The 18,121-nt window shown below is 60.6% G+C and carries 9 protein-coding genes; 1 reads left to right on the top strand and 8 read right to left on the bottom strand.

All coding sequences use genetic code 11. The features are described from left to right. Positions 1–180: 180 nt before the first annotated feature. The 4 genes from DLM86_RS16270 to hisS form a co-directional block, all read right to left on the bottom strand. Entirely contained in the window at positions 181–8,001 is a 7,821-nt protein-coding gene (locus DLM86_RS16270; RefSeq protein WP_110841113.1) for a DUF4962 domain-containing protein, read from the bottom strand. A 671-nt stretch (positions 8,002–8,672) separates the two neighbouring features. Beyond that, the gene (locus DLM86_RS16265) at positions 8,673–9,440 is read right to left on the bottom strand and encodes a tRNA threonylcarbamoyladenosine dehydratase (RefSeq protein WP_110841112.1); all 768 of its coding nucleotides are present in this window, start codon (positions 9,438–9,440) and stop codon (positions 8,673–8,675) included. Between the two features lie 36 nt (positions 9,441–9,476). Beyond that, entirely contained in the window at positions 9,477–11,255 is a 1,779-nt protein-coding gene (aspS, locus tag DLM86_RS16260; protein WP_110841359.1) for an aspartate--tRNA ligase, read from the bottom strand. Between the two features lie 81 nt (positions 11,256–11,336). Beyond that, on the bottom strand, positions 11,337–12,602 hold the full coding sequence (hisS, locus tag DLM86_RS16255; RefSeq protein ID WP_110841111.1) for a histidine--tRNA ligase: 1,266 nt from the start codon (positions 12,600–12,602) through the stop codon (positions 11,337–11,339). 531 nt (positions 12,603–13,133) lie between these two features. On the opposite strand from hisS, the gene DLM86_RS16250 reads away from it, so the two are divergent. Continuing rightward, a complete protein-coding gene (locus DLM86_RS16250) occupies positions 13,134–13,319 on the top strand; it encodes a hypothetical protein (protein ID WP_110841110.1) in 186 nt (61 codons plus the stop codon). Here DLM86_RS16250 and DLM86_RS16245 read toward each other — a convergent pair. From DLM86_RS16245 to DLM86_RS16230, 4 genes are all read right to left on the bottom strand, one after another. Next, complete coding sequence (locus DLM86_RS16245; RefSeq protein WP_158289499.1) at positions 13,293–14,507, bottom strand: YhgE/Pip domain-containing protein; 1,215 nt, start codon at positions 14,505–14,507, stop codon at positions 13,293–13,295. The two genes, DLM86_RS16250 and DLM86_RS16245, sit on opposite strands and share 27 nt — an antisense overlap. Before the next feature lie 119 nt (positions 14,508–14,626). After that, complete coding sequence (locus tag DLM86_RS16240) at positions 14,627–15,271, bottom strand: TetR/AcrR family transcriptional regulator (protein WP_110841108.1); 645 nt, start codon at positions 15,269–15,271, stop codon at positions 14,627–14,629. Between the two features lie 252 nt (positions 15,272–15,523). Beyond that, positions 15,524–15,934, bottom strand: a complete 411-nt coding sequence (locus DLM86_RS16235; protein WP_110841107.1) for a DUF1801 domain-containing protein — start codon at positions 15,932–15,934, stop codon at positions 15,524–15,526. A gap of 195 nt (positions 15,935–16,129) precedes the next feature. Beyond that, a complete protein-coding gene (locus DLM86_RS16230) occupies positions 16,130–18,088 on the bottom strand; it encodes an FAD-dependent oxidoreductase (protein WP_110841106.1) in 1,959 nt (652 codons plus the stop codon). Positions 18,089–18,121 lie beyond the last annotated feature (33 nt).

The following is an 18,121-nucleotide window of genomic DNA, read 5'->3' as shown; positions in this document are numbered from 1 at the left end:
GTTTTCCCGGATGCGTCTACCCCGTTTCCTTACAATCGTCCCCTTGAGAAATTTCTCGCACGGCGGCGGAGCGATCCCGCTCCCAATCGGAATCGAGGACGAACGGGACGGGAGGATCGCCTTTCGGCGCAGAAGACGGCCGCCGCCGCGGGAAGATCGCGACGGCGGCCGCAGGCCGTTCTATTCCTGGAAGACGATTACACGGGTTGAGGCGATATCAAAGATGCCGGTCCGGATCGTTCCGCCATAGGTCATCGCGAACGTATACGAGCCCGGCAGCAGCTCCTTCGCCGCCTCGCCGCCAACCGTTGCGCCGATGGAGCGCCACCCGTCGGCATAATAGCTGGCGAGTCCGCCGTCAAGCGGATGGCCGCCGTCGTCCTTCAGTTGTACCTTGGCGCGTACGGTCTGGAAGCTTACGACCGGATCGACAGCCGTATTTTGCGACTTCTGGTTGGTTGTGCCTTCGTAGGTGACGGAGTATGTGTAATTGCCCGGGAGCAGTTCCTTGACCGCTTCGCCGCCGTCGATCGTGCCGAACGTACGCCAGCCGGTCGTCCCGTAATAGCTGACCGTGCCGGTTTGTAGCGGATTTCCGAAGCTGTCCTTCAACCGGACTTTGGTCGGGACCGTCTGGAATTGTACGATTGGAGCCGTTCCGATATGCTGCGATTTTTGGCTGGAGGTGCCTTCGTACGAGATCGAGAACGTATAAGCTCCCGCGAGCAGCTCTTTGACCGCTTCTCCTCCGCTGACGGTGCCGAACGGTTGCCAGCCGGCCGGTCCGTAGTAGCTGACTTCGCCGCTTCCGAGCGGGCTTCCGGAGCTGTCGTTCAGCCGAACCTTCGCTTGGACCGTCTGGAAGAGCACCTCGGCGTTCGTTGCGGTATTGTGCGTTTTCTGCTGCGTGTTGCCTTCGTAGAGGACATGGAACGTATAAGACTTGTCGGGCAGCGCCTTCATGGCCGTCCCCGTGGCGTCGGTGACACCGAGCTCGTTCCAGGCGCCGTCATAATATTGGACAACGCCCCCGCTTAGCGGGTTGCCCTGGCTGTCCTTCAGCTGCACCCTGACGACGGACAGGTCGAGCGTAAAGGCGAGACTTTGCGCCGCCTCCACGTTGCCCGCAAGGTCCGTCGACCGGTATCGCATCGTATAGGTCCCTTTTTTGTCGAACAGAACGGGTGCCGTATACGGCTTCCATGTCGCCCCGTTGTCGAGGCTGTACACGGTGTTCGCCACCCCCGAAGAGCCGTCGCCGCCCGTCAGGGTGACGGTTACCGGACTCCGGTAGGAGCCGTTCGGTCCGTCAGGCTGGCTCGGCGACACCGATGCGATCGTAACCGGCGCCGTCCTGTCGATCTGGCTTACCGTATACCCGGTGATGCCGGACGTATTGCCGGCCGCATCCGAGCTTCTTGCATACACCGTAATGTTGTCCGTAATCGTCACCGGGCCCGTATACGCAAGCCAAGCGCCGTTCTCGCCGAGCCGGTACTGCTTCACCGCCGCGTCAAGCGGGTATTGGATCGCGACGGTGACGTTCCCCTGCGTCGGCGTGCTCGGGCTTGCCGAGAATGTCGCATCGGCCGGAGGCAGCGTGTCGTGGATCTTGACGATCCGTGAAGGCAACCCGTTCGGTGAGCCGGCATTCGATGCGGAGCCGCCGATCGACGCGGAGCCGATCCCGATCACACCGCTGCCCGAACCGCTCGCCAGCGGGCGGAAAACAACGTTGAGCAGATCGGCGCTGCCGCTTACCGGCGTCGAATGGTTCGCCGCGATCTGAACGGTCCCGTTCGCCGGATTGTTGATCACGCTTGTAACGGCCGTACCGGTACGCGCGCTCTCCGCGGCAACAAACTCGAACCTCGCTGCGTCGTAGCGCATGACGATATTGTGGTATACGGCTCCCGTCACATTGCCTTCGCCAACCTTCGCTAGAAACGTCTGTCCCGAGGGAACGGCTGTCGGTACCGTCAAGCTGACCGTCGGGGCTGCCGGCGTGTTGTACATCGTCATGTAATCGTACCAATATACCCCCTTGAACCGGGTATGCCGCATCGAGATTTCGTTCACGGTCGATACGTTTGCTGCGGCAGCCAGATAAGGAACCCCCGTTACGCGGACGATTCCTTGTTCCGGATCGACCGTGCTGCCCGCGGCAATGGTTCCGTTATACCCCTTGAAAATGTCCGACCGGAGCGTGATGTCGTACGTCTTGGCTTGCGTATCCAGATCGAAGCGGACCGTCACCCACGTATCCGCCGGCAGCGTAAGGCCGCTTCCGCCCGGTACCGCGATGGCGGTGTCGGTGCCATTCACCGTCTTGTAGTAGGCCAGCCTGCCGTCCGATAGACCGATGAAGCGCAGAATTTGCTCCGAGCCGGCGCCTTGGACGGTGAAATAATAGGATCCTGCCGCATACTGGGGATCCGGCTGCCTCTTGTACTTGATTTCGGCCGTCACCTTCCCGCTCAGCGGCGCGTTCAGACGGCGGATAATCGGACTCTGCGCGTATTCGTTGCTCGGGTCGTTCCGATTATCCGTTGCCTTAAGCGCCTTGCCGCTTCCGTCCGGCAGCGGCACCGCTTCGATGAGCGTCCCGCCGTCCGTATGGAAAGACCAGCCCCCGCCGTTCGGCGGAAGCGACGACCAGCTGTCGAACGATTCGTAGTACTCGCCCGCTCCCGCGGTGACCGGGGTTGTCAGCGTTACGAGCGGCCCGTTCGTTGACTCGTTGCCGGACGCGTCCGTCGCCTCCACCTTGAACTCGTACATCCCGCCAGGCTGAAGGTTCAACATGTCGTAGGTCGTTCCGACAACCGTTGCCCGCTTGACGAACGGCTGATTGACGCCGTCCTTCCGGTAGATCGAATAGGAGGCGATCGAGCCGGAATTGTCCGTCGGGGCTTCTCCGTCCCAAGAGAGCCTTGCCGTATCGGGGAACAGCCGGATCGCACGAACGGCGGTGGCATCTCCCCATACCGGAGCGGACTGGTCGGACATCGTGATCGTAAGCGGCGCGCTTGCCTCCGACCGGTAGCCGTTCGGATCGACCGCTCGAACCGTCACGGCGTACGTCTGCCCCATCGCAAGCCCCGTCAACGTCGCGGAATACACATCTCCCGGTACGGCCGCTCTCTGTTGACCGTCCACATACACGCGGTACTCTTGGACAGCCGAGCCCGGATTCGGAGCCGTCCACGTTACGGTCGCGGACGTATCGGTCTGGGACGCCGTCTGCACGTTGCCGGGGACGAGCCCCTCCGCCAGATCCTCGTACATCATCATATAATCGTACCAATAAGTGCCCTTATTCAGCGTATGCAGGATCGCGAACCCGTCCAGGGACGTGGAGTTCGCAGCGGCGGTCAGGAACGGCAGCCCGGTTATTCGGTATACGCCTTCCTTCGGATCGACAAGTCCGGGGGCCTCCCCGTATCCCTTGAAGAGATCCGACCGGATCGTAATCCCATACGTTCGGGCTTCCGTATCGAGATCGAAGCGGACGGTCATCCAAGTGTCTTCCGTCAGCTTCATCCCGCTCGCCGTGCTGGTCGTCGGGATCCGGACGCCCTTATCAACGCCGTTCTCCGGCACATAGTAACCGAACTTGCCGTCGGAGAAGCCTTCGAACCGGAGCACCGGAATACCGCCGTCCATGATCCGGAAAGAAAAGATTCCTGGCCCGGTATCGGGATCGCGCTGAAGCTTGAAGCGGGTTTCGGCGACTACCTTGCCGGAGAGCCGACCGGAGGTCGAACGTCGAATAACCGGACTTTGGTAATATTCGCTGCCGGTCGCAAAGTAGTTATCCGTCGCCTTGAGCGCCTTGCCGTTCGTCCCCGGCAGCGCCTCCACTTCCAGAAGCGTATTGTTCGGCGTATTCAGCAGCCAATTGCCTCCGGTTGGCGGCACGGACGTCCAGCTGTCGAACGTTTCGAAGAAATCTCCGGATGCCGAACCGGAAGGAAGCTGCACCGTGACGGAGGGGCCGTTATTCGTGCCGTTGCCCGCCGGATCCTCCGCTTCCACCTTGAACGTATACGTCGCTCCCGCCGTTAAACCCGTCAAATCGTACGTCGTGCCGGTAACCGTCGCCGCCTTTACGAACGGCTGATTCGGTCCGTCCTGGCGATAAATCGAATACGAGGCGACCGTTCCGGAATTGTCGTCCGCCCGGTCCCAATAAAGCCTTACCGCGTCCGAGAATCGGTGATCGGAACCCGCCTTGGCCGTTTCGGCCCACACCGGAGGGGTCGTATCCACGGTCGTCACCTGCACCGCATTGCTGGACGGCGACCGGTTGTCGCTCGTGTCGACCGCCCTCGCCGTGATCGACATCGTCTTTCCGATCGGGAGTCCGGTAATCGTTCCGGTGAGCGTCCCGTTCGGCACGGCCAGCTTCTTCGCTCCGTCCACATAGAGGGCATACTCCTTGAGTCCGACATTATCCGTGGAAGCGCTCCAGGACAAGGTCGCGGTCGTATCCGTCTGCGATACGAGCTGCAGATTGCCGGGAACCGTCGGCGGCTGTTCGTCGGCATGCGGTTCGAGAAGACCGATCCAGTCGAGATTCATCGTGCCGTTCGAGCGCCACATCTTGATTTCGACAGGACCTGCCTGCAGCTGAACTCCCGTCTTGACGCGGAGTCCTCTCCAATACCGATCCAACGTCCCGTAATCGGGCTTGCCTTCGTCGTTATACGTCGTAGGCGCCTCGAACGAATAGCCTTGGGCTCCGATCAGAACAAGACGGCTCGACAACGTCCCGGGAGGGGTTTCCCAGCCCGCCACATATTTCAGAACCAAATCGTAGGTTCCTTCCTTCGGAACGTTCACATTCCATGTAACCCATTGCCCTTGCGTATTCCAATTCCCCAAGCCCATGCCGCCGGACAAGAACGGTCGGTTGGTGTATCGGCTGAAGCCCGGCGAGGCCTTGGAATAGTTTTCCGCTTCGTTCCACGTTATGGGCAGCGTATCCCGGCGCTCATTCGGATTCGTCCATACGTCGGCGGGCGTATGCGTGTTCCCGACCTTGCGCAGCCTTAACGTACCGGCGGATCCTCTAAGAAAGACCGCTGCATTCTCTTCGAGATAGACGACTTTCGGAGACCCGTACTTCTCGAACGTAAATCCGTCCGGCGCTTCGAGAATCTCGTAGAGCCCTTCCCCGTTCGCAATGTTCCCCCACGCAACGGGAACTCCCTCCGGATCGGTGTGCGCCTGCAGCGTCGCGGAACCGTATACGTCCTCGATTACCGTCTGCAGTGTAACCGGATCGGCAAGCGGCTCCGGCATCGGAGCTTGATTCAGCTTAAACGCCCGCTGTCCCCGTTCCACGGTGACGGTAAGCGTATTCCCGGACGTACTCCAATGGGCGCCGCGTGCATGCATTCCATCCGTTATGGAGCCGCCTTGCGGAATGTCCGAGCCGGTGTCGCCGTTGCGGAGCCTTACGGTACCCGGCGCGTGAAGGGCCACGGTCGTGTCCGAAGGACCCGAGATCGACAGCTGCTCCTCGCCAAACACGACGGTTGCCGGCTGGCTGCCGTCGATGACGGTGAGGCCGTTCTTCACCAGCTTCTTCCCTTCCACCAGCAGCACCGTATCGCCTTTGACCGCTGCGGCCGTTCCGTCGAACCGAATCGCACCCGCATCCACTTCGCCGCTTGCCGCGAGGCGAACGTAAACGACCGATCCGTCGGCGAACGTCAGCTTCATATAGCTGCCGTCGGGAGCGGTATACGTATCGATAGCTTGCGGAGTCGCAGCATTGTGCCGGTACGCTTCCATTGTCGATACGAACGTAGCCGCGTTCGTCTTCGGGGCAGTGAAGACAACCGTCGGATTTTTCTTATCCGCATGGCCGGAGCTGACGGTTGGCTTTCTCTCCGTTCCGGTCACATCAAGGAATTGATCGATATGCGTCGCGCTTAAACCTGCCGGAGCATGGAGCCGCACCTTGAGCCCCGCGTCCCCCTTCACGATCGTGGCGCCGGCTTCATCGCTGTCGAGCGAAATATACTCGTCGGCATGCAAGCGCCACTCGAACTCGTGGCCCGCCGGATCGGAGGATTGCAGCCGGTCGACCACAACAAAGACATTGGGCCTCACGTAGATGATGCTGCGGTTCGCTCGGGTCAACGCTCCCGCATAAGCGGCCGCCGCATCGCCGCTTGTCGCGTCGAAATCCGGATGAGTGACGAAGCCGTTGATCTTTCCGTCCGCGTCGAGATTTTCGATCGGCTGGCCTCTGCCCCCGTCATAGGTGATCGCATTCGCCGATAACGTCTGCCTCGTATAGTTCTTATGGTGGTTGCTGTCGAAGTAGTCGTAGTACCCGCTCTTGACGGCAAGCGACTCTCCGAACGCATTCACCACGAAGCCGTTCTGATCGGCATGGCTGTGGGTTAAGCTGCCGTACGAGTTCGATTTGAATAATAGAGAGACCCGGTCCGGATCGTACAAACTGGAATGCATCGCCACAAATCCGGTGTCCTTGAACCATCTGGCGTTAGGCAGATCCACCGGCGGCCTCGAGGCGAGACTCGGATCCCCGTAGAAGTATTCGTACAAATACCCTTCCGGTTGAAGGCCTCTTGCTTCCTTCGCCCATTGCATCCTGGGGTCCCCGTACACTTGCGCAAGGCGGTTCAGACTCGACACGCTGGCCGAGCTTGGCGGCACATTGCTGTCGTCACCGAACGCTCCGTTAGGGCTCCCGTGCGGCCACATATAGAGCGGGTACAGCCATTCGTTCCGGGAGAACGCCTTGTCGTACAGATTGAAATCGGTTGCAGCCAACAGCACGTCGGGCAATTCCTTGCCGCCAAGGGTACTCCACTGCCAATATCCCGTCCCTTGCGACCAGCCCCCGTCCTCTCCCCCCCAAGGGGGCATCAGGTTGATGTAAGCAGGAATCACCTTGCGGAACCAGCCTTCCGCTTCGGGTATATCGTGCAGCATCGCCGTCGCGATAATGCCGGCCATCCCGAACGTCGTCCAGCCGTGCGAATCGAACGGACTTTTCTCGAGCGGATTCGCCGCAAAGCCGTTCATGATGGTAAGCGTCCGCGTCTTCACCATGTTCCGGACCTGCTGCTTCTCGTCAGGCGACAACAGGTCATAAAGCCAGTCGTACGCCATTGCGCTCTTATAAGCGATGGCACGGTGCACCTGGTTTTGATTTTCATTGCTTGTCGCCCCGCTCGGGTTCCAGGAGGCGATACTTAGAAGCCGGTCTTTCGCATTTTGTCCGATGGCCGGAGAGCCCGTGATCAAATAAATGAATGCGGAATCCATCATCTTGTTGAGCGCTTTCTCCGCCGCCGTACGAATGTCCCGCTGGGCCTTCACCAACGCTTCGCCCGTCGGAGGGGGCGAGGGGAAGGTCGGCTCCGGGGGGAGATCTTCGTTCAGGCTGTCTGTCGCATTCTGCAAGCTCTTCTGATACACCGCGTTGGTTCCCGTCTGGGCCAGCTCGCGGAAATCGTCCAGCGTTTCGGCGGTCGTCCATATCCGCGGATGGGCGTTCGTGACGCTGCTCAGGAGCTGATCGACGGGAGGTACCGGGAACGGCACGTTCTGCTCCTCGATGCGGAATCGGCGGATGGTGCTCCACTCCGACCAGCCTTCGGCCGGTTTATGGTAGCGTACGCGCCAATACCAGGTGCCCGAGTCGAACACATGGGGAAAATTGTAGTAGTTGACCGTTAACGCCGCATTCTCGTACACAACGTCGGCTACGGTGGAGCTGCGGCTCACTTGCAGGTCGTACAGATCCGCTCCGTCTATACGCGGCCAACGGAAATCGGGGGGATTTTGCGTCGTAACGAGCGAGTCCGGCGCGAACGGCATATTGCGTCCGGACAACGACGACACCGGCCACCCGGGAGCGGCTTTGACAGCGGGGGGATGGATGCCGATCCATCCAAAGATCATGACCACAGCCATAACTAGCGATATTTGCTTTTTCTTATGCCTGCCCAGCATTCATGATTCATCTCCTTTGCTCAAGTCGAATACGTGCGATACGTTTCTTCCACTCGTGATACGAAGCGAAGCGAATCCGACGGGTCTATCCGGCTTGTAACGTTCCGCATCCCCTCCTTCCGCGTTTATCGTGAAAGCGGTTACCAATTAGTCTGAAGCTTAGAAGCTCGAAAAAGGCGTAATGCATATTTAATACTTATATTACGATTAAAGAATAAAATTAAATATAAGTTACAGTCAATAATAAATTTGAGATGCAGATCAACTTTTTATTATACATACACTTTAAGCCGGAAAATGTAATGTTTTGATATTTATCTGATATGTAATCTTGAAATCAATTCCCGATTGCAATCTTCTTAACCTTACAAATGATACGTCTTATCTGATGATCCGAATAATAGGATCGATAAGGACGATCGTCGAATGAGACGACGACCTGGCTGCGGAACGTTCCGCCCTCGCCGACGGCATCCTCCACTCGCCGCGAAAGCTGAACAACGAGGGGAAGGGCATCGGCAGAAAATGTCCTTGCATGTACGAAAAAAAACAAACGGCACGGGGATTTCCCCATGCCGTTTCGCATTTCCATTTCGATTCCCGGTCTTGTCTTTGAGCTAACTTCATGCCATTGCCGGAGGCTGTCCTTCCGGTTCGCGGCATTCCGCCGGTCAACGGCCGCCCTTCTCCTTCTTCTCCGCCGCGGCCAGCAGGTCGCGCACGACGGCGCTGACCATGATAAGCCCGGCGACCGGCGGCACGAACGAGTTGCTCGCCGGCGGCTGCTGCGCCTTGCGGATTTCCGGCGCGTTCTCCGGCACGATGCGCTGCGTGACGTCCTCGCGCGGCTTGATCGGCTCCTCGGTCGAGAAGACGACTTTGACGCCTTTCTTGATGCCGTCCTTGCGCAGCTTTTGGCGGATGACCCGGGCGAGCGGATCGACCGACGTCTGCGAAATGTCGGCGATGCGGAACTGCGTCGGATCCATCTTGTTCGCCGCGCCCATGCTCGAGATGATCGGAATGTTCCGCTTCAGGCATTCCTTGATGAGATGGATTTTGTACGTAACCGTATCGGATGCGTCGATGACGTAGTCGAGCGGGTATTCGAAAAACTTCTCGTACGTCTCCTCGGTATAAAACATCCGCAGAGCGATCGCGTCGCATTCCGGGTTGATCAGCTTGACCCGGTCGCGCATCAGCTCGGCCTTCGGCTGGCCGACCGTCGTCGTCAGCGCGTGAATTTGCCGGTTCACGTTCGTAATGTCGACGACGTCCTTGTCGACCATGATGACGCGGCCGATGCCGGTCCGGACGAGCGCCTCCGCCGCGATCGAGCCGACGCCGCCGATGCCGAGCACGGCGACGGTGCTTCGCTTCATGACGTCGAGCCCTTCGGGCCCGATCGCCAATTCCGTTCGCGAAAATTGATGGAGCACAGGAACTACCTCCTATTACCGTCCCGCCGGAAAAGTTTAAGCCTTGGCCGCGGTTTCCTTCAAGGCGACCCGGATCGACAAGTCGTCCAGCTGCTTCTGGTCGACCTCCGACGGCGCATCCATGAGCAGATCGGTCGCGCTCGCCGTTTTCGGGAACGCGATCGTCTCGCGCAGGTTCGTCCGGCCGGCGAGCAGCATGACGAGCCGGTCGAAGCCGAAGGCGATGCCGCCGTGCGGAGGCGTCCCGTACTCGAAGGCGTCGAGCAGATAGCCGAACTTGTCGTAGGCATCCTCACGCGAGAAGCCGAGCGCCTGGAACATTTTCTCCTGCACGTCGCGCTTGTAAATCCGCATCGAGCCGCCGCCCACCTCGTAGCCGTTCAGGACGAGGTCGTACGCCTGCGCGCGAATTTGTCCCGGATCCGTATCGAAGTAGTGCAAATCTTCGTCCTTCGGACGCGTGAACGGATGGTGCTCCGCCACGTACCGCTTCGCTTCCTCGTCATAGCCGAGCAGCGGGAAGTCGACGACCCATGCGAACTTGAACACGCTGTCGTCGATCAGCCCGAGATCGCGGCCGATTTTGAGACGCAGGTTGCCGAGCACGTCGGCGACGACCTTCTTCGTATCGGCGGAGAACAGCAGCAGGTCGCCTTCCTCGGCGCCGAGACGTTCCTTGAGCGCGGCGATCTCGTCTTCCGTGAAAAATTTGACGATCGGCCCTTTCCACTCGCCGTCCTTCACCTGAATCCACGCCAAGCCTTTCGCGCCGTAGCGCGCCGCGAACGGCAGCAGATCGTCGATCTCCTTCCGGCTCCACGTGCCGCAGCCTTTCGCGTTGAGCGCCTTGACTTGGCCGCCCTTCTTCGTCACGTTCGCGAATACTTGGACGCCGGAGTTTTGCACCAGATCGGACACGTCGACGAGCTCGAGCCCGAAGCGGAGGTCCGGCTTGTCCGAGCCGTACTTGCCCATCGCGTCCGCGTAGCTGAGCCGCTGGAACGGACGCGGGATATCGGCGCCGACCGTCTCCTTGAACAGGCGGGCGACGAGCTCCTCCATCATGTCGAGCAGCTGGTCGCGCGACAGGAACGACGTCTCGATGTCGACCTGCGTAAATTCCGGCTGGCGGTCGGCGCGAAGGTCTTCGTCGCGGAAGCAGCGCGCGATCTGGTAATAGCGCTCCAGTCCGCTCACCATGAGCAGCTGCTTATAAATTTGCGGCGATTGCGGCAGCGCGAAAAATTCGCCCGGATGAACCCGGCTCGGCACGAGATAGTCGCGCGCGCCTTCCGGCGAGCTCTTCGTCAGAATCGGCGTCTCGATCTCGAGGAAGCCGTTCTCGTCGAGGAAGTCGCGGAACACTTTCGCCGCCTTGGAACGGAGCTGCAGCGTGCGCTGCATTTCCGGACGGCGCAAGTCCAAGTAACGGTATTTCAGCCGCAGCTGCTCGTCGATCTCGATGCCGTCTTCGATGAAGAACGGCGGCGTTTTTGCCGTATTGAATATTTCTGCCTCGTGAATTTGCACTTCGATTTCGCCGGTGGCGAGATTCGGGTTGACGGTCGCCGGGTCGCGCTCGACCACTTTGCCTTTGACCGCCAGCACGTACTCGGTGCGCGCCTTGTCGGCGACGTCGAACGCCTCGCCCGAGAACGCCGGGTTGAATACGATTTGCACGATGCCGCTCCGGTCGCGCAGGTCGATGAACAGAACGCCGCCCAAGTCGCGGCGGACCGCCACCCAGCCGTTCAAGACGACGGTCTCTCCGATATTAGCTTTGCCAAGCGTGCCGCAATGATGTGTTTTGAGCATCATGATTGTCCTCATCCTCCATGTTTTCGTTTCGATCGCAACACGAAGCCGCAGCCGGCAAAACCGGCCTACGCTTCGCGATTAACGGTCCAGCTTCGCCTTCACCGTCTCGGCCACACTCGCGAGCGGCACTTCCTCCTGCTCCCCGGTCGCCATCGACTTCAGCGTCACGGAGCCGCGCGCCAGCTCGTCTTCGCCGATAATCGCCGTATACCGGGCGGAGAATCGGTCGGCCGACTTCATCTGCGCCTTCATCTTGCGGCTCAAATAGTCTTTCTCCGCCGTCAAGCCCGCCGAGCGCAGCTCGAACAGCAGCTTCGCCGCTTCGTTCTCCGCCGCTTCGCCCATGCCGATGACGTACACGTCGAGCGGCCGGACGCCGGGCACGTCGACCCCTTGCGCCTCCAGCACGAGCAGCACCCGCTCCAGACCGAGCCCGAACCCGACGCCCGGCTGGTCGACGCCGCCGCCGCCGATCGTGCCGACGAGGCCGTTATACCGTCCGCCGCCGCTGATCGTATCGATCGCGCCGATGCCGGCCGCCTTGTATTCGAACGCCGTATGCGTGTAATAGTCGAGGCCGCGGACCATGCGCGGATTGACGACGAATGCGATGCCCATGTCGGTCAAGTGCCGCTGCACCTTGGCGAAGTGCGTCGAGCATTCCTCGTCCAAATAATCGAGAATCGACGGCGCCCCGACGCCGTACTCCTGGTCTTTTTTGCAGTCCAGAATGCGCATCGGGTTGCGGTCGTAGCGCGACTGGCAGTCTTTGCATAGCTTCTCCTTCACCGGCGCGAAAAACTTGCGCAGCTCGTCGCGGTACACGGTGCGGCACGCCGGGTTGCCGACGGAATTGATCTCGACCCGTACGTCCTTCAACCCGATCTCCTTGTAGAACAAATACCCCAACGCGATCACCTCGGCGTCCAGGCTCGGATCGACCGATCCGATCGCCTCGATGCCGAACTGGTGAAACTGCCGGTACCGGCCGGCCTGCGGCTGCTCGTAGCGGAACATCGGACCGATATAGTACAGCTTGTTCACGTCCGGCTCGCCGTACAGCTTGTTCTCCACGTAAGCGCGCACGACGCCCGCCGTGCCCTCCGGACGGAGCGACATGCTCCGGTCCCCTTTGTCCTGGAACGTATACATTTCTTTCTCGACGATGTCCGTCGTCTCGCCGACGCCCCGCTGGAACAGCTCGGTATGCTCGAAAATCGGCGTGCGGATTTCCCTGTAATTGAACCGGCGGCATACGTCGCGCGCCTTCTCCTCGATGTACTGCCATTTCTCGACGACGCCGGGCAGCAAGTCCTGCGTCCCTTTCGGTTTTTGAATGCTCACTCTCGTTCCCTCCTTGCCTGTTGCTGGTGCCCCGTTTCCGTTCCGTGCATGCAAAAAACCCGTCCCCGGCATCGCTGCCTGGGACGGGACGATCGCATAAGCCGAGCTTTCCCGCGGTACCACCCGCATTCGCGCCGCCGCGTCGCCGAAAATCGGCCGACGGAGCAAGCACGCACTTGACGCGGATAACGCCCGCCTGCGCGAAACGGCTACTGGCCGGAGCGCATCCGCCGACAACGCGCCGCTTGGCACGGATCGACAAAACGTCGCCCGGGGTTCCCCGTCCGTTCTCCGGGAGGTTGTTCGTCCGTCCATCGCCGGGAAGCTTCCAGCCGCAAGGCTTCCCTCTCTGCAGACTTGGGTTCGGAGTACTCGGTCCCATCCTAGAATCGGATTCATATCGTATTGATTGTATACTTGACACCGCGCAAAGTCAAGAAACGCCGGCCGAAACCGGCAAGATTCGACCCTTGCGGGAACGCGCAAATGTTACAATGAAGTCGTAAGCCCGATAGCGAGGAGGCAACGAGCATGGAACTGGTCGGTCATTGCCGCGTGTGCGGCACCGCCGTCTACTGCAAGGGCGGCTTTTTGGACGGCGTCTCGGACGGAGGCGCTTTGTATTGTCACGCCTGCTTCGAGGAGGCCGACGGCGGGCAAGCCGACGATGGCGGCGCCGGGCGCGGCAAGTCAGCGGACCGCGTCGACGGAAGCTGACGGCTCGGGAGCCCGCTTCGTCCGCTTCGCTCCGGAAGCGAGCAGGACGACGGCGCCCGCGGCCGCGATCCAGCCGAGCACCGAAGCCGGTCCGCCGACGTTCAGCCCTTGGCGGAAGTAGAACAAGTCGCGCAGCCCTTCCGCGCTGAACCGGAACGGAATCCACGAATAGAGCCAATCCCGGGCCGCATCCGGCAAAAATTCGGGCGGCAGGTTCAAGATCGGCAGCCCGAAGAAGAACAGCAGCACCAAGACCGGCATGCCTTTCAGCCCGATCCAATTGACGATCGCCGATTGCAGCAGGAAGAAGCTGTAAACGGCCAAGGTCAAGAACAATCCGGTCTCCGTTACGTCCGGCACGTCAAGGCCGAACAGCCCGCCGACGACGGCCAAAATGGCAGCCGACGCGACGACCGCGTACGCGAGGCCGGCGATCAGCTGCGACGCCGCGATCCCCCACCCGCCCGATGCTCCCGCTCCGGCTTTGCCTGCCGCAACAAACAGAAGCACGGTGGCGGCGAGGGCGGATATCCACGCCAGCTGGGTCAGGACGACGGGGGCGTTGCCGTTGGCCGTATTCGGCAATATCGGGTGCACCGTCTGGAACGTAACGGCGAGCGGTGCGGCCAACGCCTTCGCCTGCGCGATCGAAACGGCGTCCCCTTTCATTTGCTGCAGCTGGCCGAGCGCCTGCTCCCGCAGCGCCGCGTTCGCCCCTTCGAGCATTTTGCCAACCGCCTGCGTCACCATCGTCGCCGCGACGCCGCTTTTTCCCTGGTTGACCAGCACGCGCACCTCGGCCGGTTTCGGCTGCGGCGACAGGAGCGCGACGAAGTCGGCGCTGAGCGTCTCCGGCAGGACGACGACGGCGTAAAACGTTTGCCGGTCCAGCCCTTCCGCCGCCGCCTGCTCGTCATCCAGCACCGTCCATTCGAAGGGAGACTTCTCGCCCGTCGGCGTCATCTCCGTCGTCAGCTTCTGCTTGAGCACGTCCCCGATATTCATGCGGCCCTTTCCCGGCACGTCCGCGCCCTTGTCGGCCGCGACGAGCGCTACCGGAATCCGCTTCGGCACCGGGTTGACCGTCGAGCCGACGAACGCCCATCCGAGCAGAGCGACGATCGCAACGACGGCGAGCAAGCCCGCCCATACGCTTTTTTGCGCAAAATACTGTTTCGTTCCGTTCATATCCGACACTCCCGTCCATTTTTCATTGAACATTCAGTGAATGAAATGGGCCAAAGCAATCCCCTCTTGTCGAGGGGACATGTTGAGCTCGTTTCGTGCGCTGCTTGCCGGGAACAAAGCTACGTCCTTTTCCAGCTGTCCAGCAAATGGTCGACGATTCGCTCCCGGTAAGCCTCGATATCTTCGCCGATCAAATCGATGCCCGTCAAGACACGGAACATCGCCGTCAAGTTGATCGACATCACCTGCAGGGCGGCCATCTCGTAGTCCATCTCGCGAATTTCGCCCCGGGCCGCGCGGCGTTCCAGCACGTTCGCCATATGCCGCTGCCGCTCCCGAATCGATGCCGACATGAAGTCGACGACCGAAGGGTCGAACAGCTCGCGCTCGCGGAACTGGATGCGCAGCAGGTCGAGGTCGGATTGCAAAATGCCGTACAAGGCGCGAGCGAACTCGAGCAGCTTTTGTCGAAGCGGAACGTTCGGATCGTCGTCGTGCAGATGGCGCGATTCGTCGACGAGGGCGACGCGCCGCTCGTGGCCTTCCTTCATGATCGTCTGCAGCATCTCCATCTTGCCGTCCGGAAAATAATGGTACAGCAGACCGTCCGCCATCCCGATCTTCTGGCAAATCATCCGCGTCGACGTGGCGTGGAAGCCTTTCTCCGCGAACAGCGATTTGGCCGACTCGAGCAGCTGCTCCCGGCGTTCGGCCGCCTGCTTGTCGCGGCTCGTCATCGCGCGGCTGCGGGGTTGTCGCGTCATGGGGCGTTCACTCTCTCCGTCATTTCGTTCACCGTTTGTTCAATGAAATCTTACTGCCGTTCGAAGCGACTGTCAATAGGTTCCCCGAAAAAAGAAAAAAACCCGCGGCATCCTCCGCAGGTTATCCAATGTTTCTATATAAAAAAGGGGGTCGATATTTATTATAGGCGGACCGTGTTAAGCCGGAATGAAAAACAGATTACAATCGTATTACATTCGGGAAAGCGATTGCAGGCGTCGCCCCTTCGCCCTTTACGATTCCGTCGCTTCAAGCCACTTCGCGACGAGCCGGCGAAGCTTGTCCTCCTTCTCCCGAACGTCGTTCCTATCGGTCAGCTTCACGACGGCCCGATCCGGCGCCGCCCATTCCAGCAGTCCGGTCGTATCCTCGAACAACGGCTGTTTTCCTTCGCGAGCTTTCGCCTTGGCTCCGCAATGAAACACAAGGCGGAAAAATCCTTTACCCTTCAGGTTGAACGTAATCCGATCCTCCTCTCCGAGAAAAAAGCTGGGCGCGTTCCATTTGATATGCTCCCCGAGCCGCGGATCCGCGCTCGCCACGATCGCCCGGACCTCCTCGATTTCGTTCTTCAACGGGTGGTCGAGCTTGATCATGAAGTCGGCTACTTGCCGGGAGCCCGACTCTTTTTTGTCCGCGGGCATTTTGCATCCTCCTTCGGTTTATTCATTGGGGGCGGCCGATTGGCGGGCCGGACCCTGTCCATTCACCATACCATACGGAGGTCCGCATGACTTCTTCCCGATTGCGGTCCGTAGAAAAAACAAGCGTCCTCTTCCGAGGACGCTTGTCGCGGCGGGCATGGCCCGCCCTTCGCCGCACTTGCGCGCGAGGCCGGTTTATGTCTTCGTCTTCGCCAGCGATTCGACCAAATCGCGGATCATCATGTACGTGTCGCCGTTGCTCAGCTTCCGCTTGTCGGCGATGCCGTCGACGGTCGCCTGCTGCAGCATGCCCTTGGCCAGCAGCTCGGCCACCGCCTTGTCCGCGGCCACGTCAAAGCCCGCCGTTTTGGCGATCGTCCAAGCCGCCTGCTCGAGCGTGAGCGGCTGCTTCGCGGGCTCCTGCATGCCGGCGACGACGCCGCTCGGGTCGCCCGGCAGCTTCTTCACCCGCTTCACGCCCTGCATCAGGTTGAGCAGACGCTGCGGGTTCGAATCCGGGAGCGTATTGAAGCCGCTGTTGTCGTAGCCGCCGATGACGAGCCCCATGCTGACGACCGTCTTCAAGCCCGGATACGCCTTCTGTTCCATGTACGGCTCCGGCTTGAGCTCGTACGGCTTCAGCTCCATGCCCTGCTTGTTCAGCATGTCCTGCAGCGAGGCGATCAGCTCCTTCGACGCGGACAGCTCGCGGAACGTCACGCCTTTGTCGATCGCGAGCTTCGCCGCCGCACCGGCCGCCTGGGCCGTCGCCATGCCGACCGGAATGACGCGGGCGCTGCCGTGCGGCAGCGTATCGAAGCTGGCCGACCGGCCGACGACGAGCAGCCCGTCCGCCTTCAGCGGCACGATCGAGCGGAACGGAATCGCATACTTGATCGGATGGCTCATGACCGCTCCGTTGTCGGTCGGCGATATGCGCTGGATGTCGACCGGGTACGAGCCGAAGCCGATCCGGTCCCATTGGTCGCGGTTTTCGAGCACGTCGATCATCGTCAGCCGGTATTCGCCCACGATGTGACGCGTCTCCCGGATGTACAGCTCGGGCGCGACCGCGTCCCATACCAGGTTCGCGAACTCGGGGTACAGCTTCTTCATGTAGTCGACGACGTACGGCAGCTCTTTCTTCGCGATCTCGAACGCCTCCGCGCGCGAGTTCGGATCAAGGCCGTCGATGCCGAAAATTTGCAGCGCGTTGATGAGCATCGTGTCGTCGTTTTGCCGGCCGATGTTCAAGCCGCGCATTTTGACCCGCTCCTTGTTGTTCGGCGGGTACTTCTGCATTTCCCCGTAGCCCCAGGCGCTGCGTTCGTTGGCGTCCGTATTCGGATCGCCGTCGTCCCTCAGCCGCTTCTGCACCTGCTTCCAGACGTCGGGCGTGACGTTTTTCAGCCGGAACACGGCCGTTACCGCCATTCTCGCCTTCTCGTCGCCGAGATCGGCGCGCCCGATCGTATACGGCACGCCCGACGCCGCCGCGATGTCCGCGTCCTGCGTCGCGTCGATGACGGCTTTGGCGGCGACGTCCCGCTTCGTGCCGTCGGCGGTCGTGACGGTGACGCCGACGACTTTTTTGTTGCCGTTCGTTCCGTCCGCCAGCTTCGGTTCGATCGATTTCGTCTTCAGCAGCAGATCGATGTTTTTCTCGTTTTTCACCATCGCGTTGAACGCGTTGGCCGCCGTAATGACGTCGAACGAGTCGCCCTCGACCTGCTTGTACCATTCGGAGAACAATCCCTTGTTCAAAATGTCGGTGCTCCCGGGCTTCTCCCGGTCGTAGTTATGGTCGAGGCTGTTCAGCCAGCCGAGCGTCATCAAGCCGCCCAATATTTCGCGGTCGCGGCCGTCGACCAGCAGCGTCTTCAAGCCGTTGCGCGCGGCGGATACGGCGGCGGTGACGCCCTCCGGGTCGGTGCCGACGACGACGACGTCGTAATCGTTTTTCGGCGCCTGAACCGATTGGACCGGCTGCAGCTTGCCGGAATTCGGCGTTTCGTTCGATTTCGGGGGCGTCTTGCCCGCATCGCCCAGCAGCCGAACGGCGGTTACGGCGGCGATGACGACGGCGACGCCTACCAGTGCGAGAAAAACCCATAAATTTTTGCGGGCCGTTCTGCGATCCACGTGTCGAGCCATATCTCCCATCCTATCTCCTCTAAAATGACATCC

Source organism: Paenibacillus flagellatus (assembly GCF_003217775.1).
GTDB lineage: Bacteria > Bacillota > Bacilli > Paenibacillales > NBRC-103111 > Paenibacillus_AB > Paenibacillus_AB flagellatus.
Note: the sequence above shows the minus strand (reverse complement) of the source record. Positions and strands in the feature narration are given on the sequence as shown.

Excerpts from the sequence above, each read along its gene's own strand:
- DLM86_RS16270 (WP_110841113.1), bottom strand. The coding sequence starts at position 8,001 with ATGCTGGGCAGGCATAAGAAAAAGCAAATATCGCTAGTTATGGCTGTG.
- aspS (WP_110841359.1), bottom strand. The coding sequence starts at position 11,255 with ATGCTCAAAACACATCATTGCGGCACGCTTGGCAAAGCTAATATCGGA.
- DLM86_RS16250 (WP_110841110.1), top strand. The coding sequence starts at position 13,134 with ATGGAACTGGTCGGTCATTGCCGCGTGTGCGGCACCGCCGTCTACTGC.
- DLM86_RS16245 (WP_158289499.1), bottom strand. The coding sequence starts at position 14,507 with ATGAACGGAACGAAACAGTATTTTGCGCAAAAAAGCGTATGGGCGGGC.
- DLM86_RS16240 (WP_110841108.1), bottom strand. The coding sequence starts at position 15,271 with ATGACGCGACAACCCCGCAGCCGCGCGATGACGAGCCGCGACAAGCAG.
- DLM86_RS16235 (WP_110841107.1), bottom strand. The coding sequence starts at position 15,934 with ATGCCCGCGGACAAAAAAGAGTCGGGCTCCCGGCAAGTAGCCGACTTC.
- DLM86_RS16230 (WP_110841106.1), bottom strand. The coding sequence starts at position 18,088 with ATGGCTCGACACGTGGATCGCAGAACGGCCCGCAAAAATTTATGGGTT.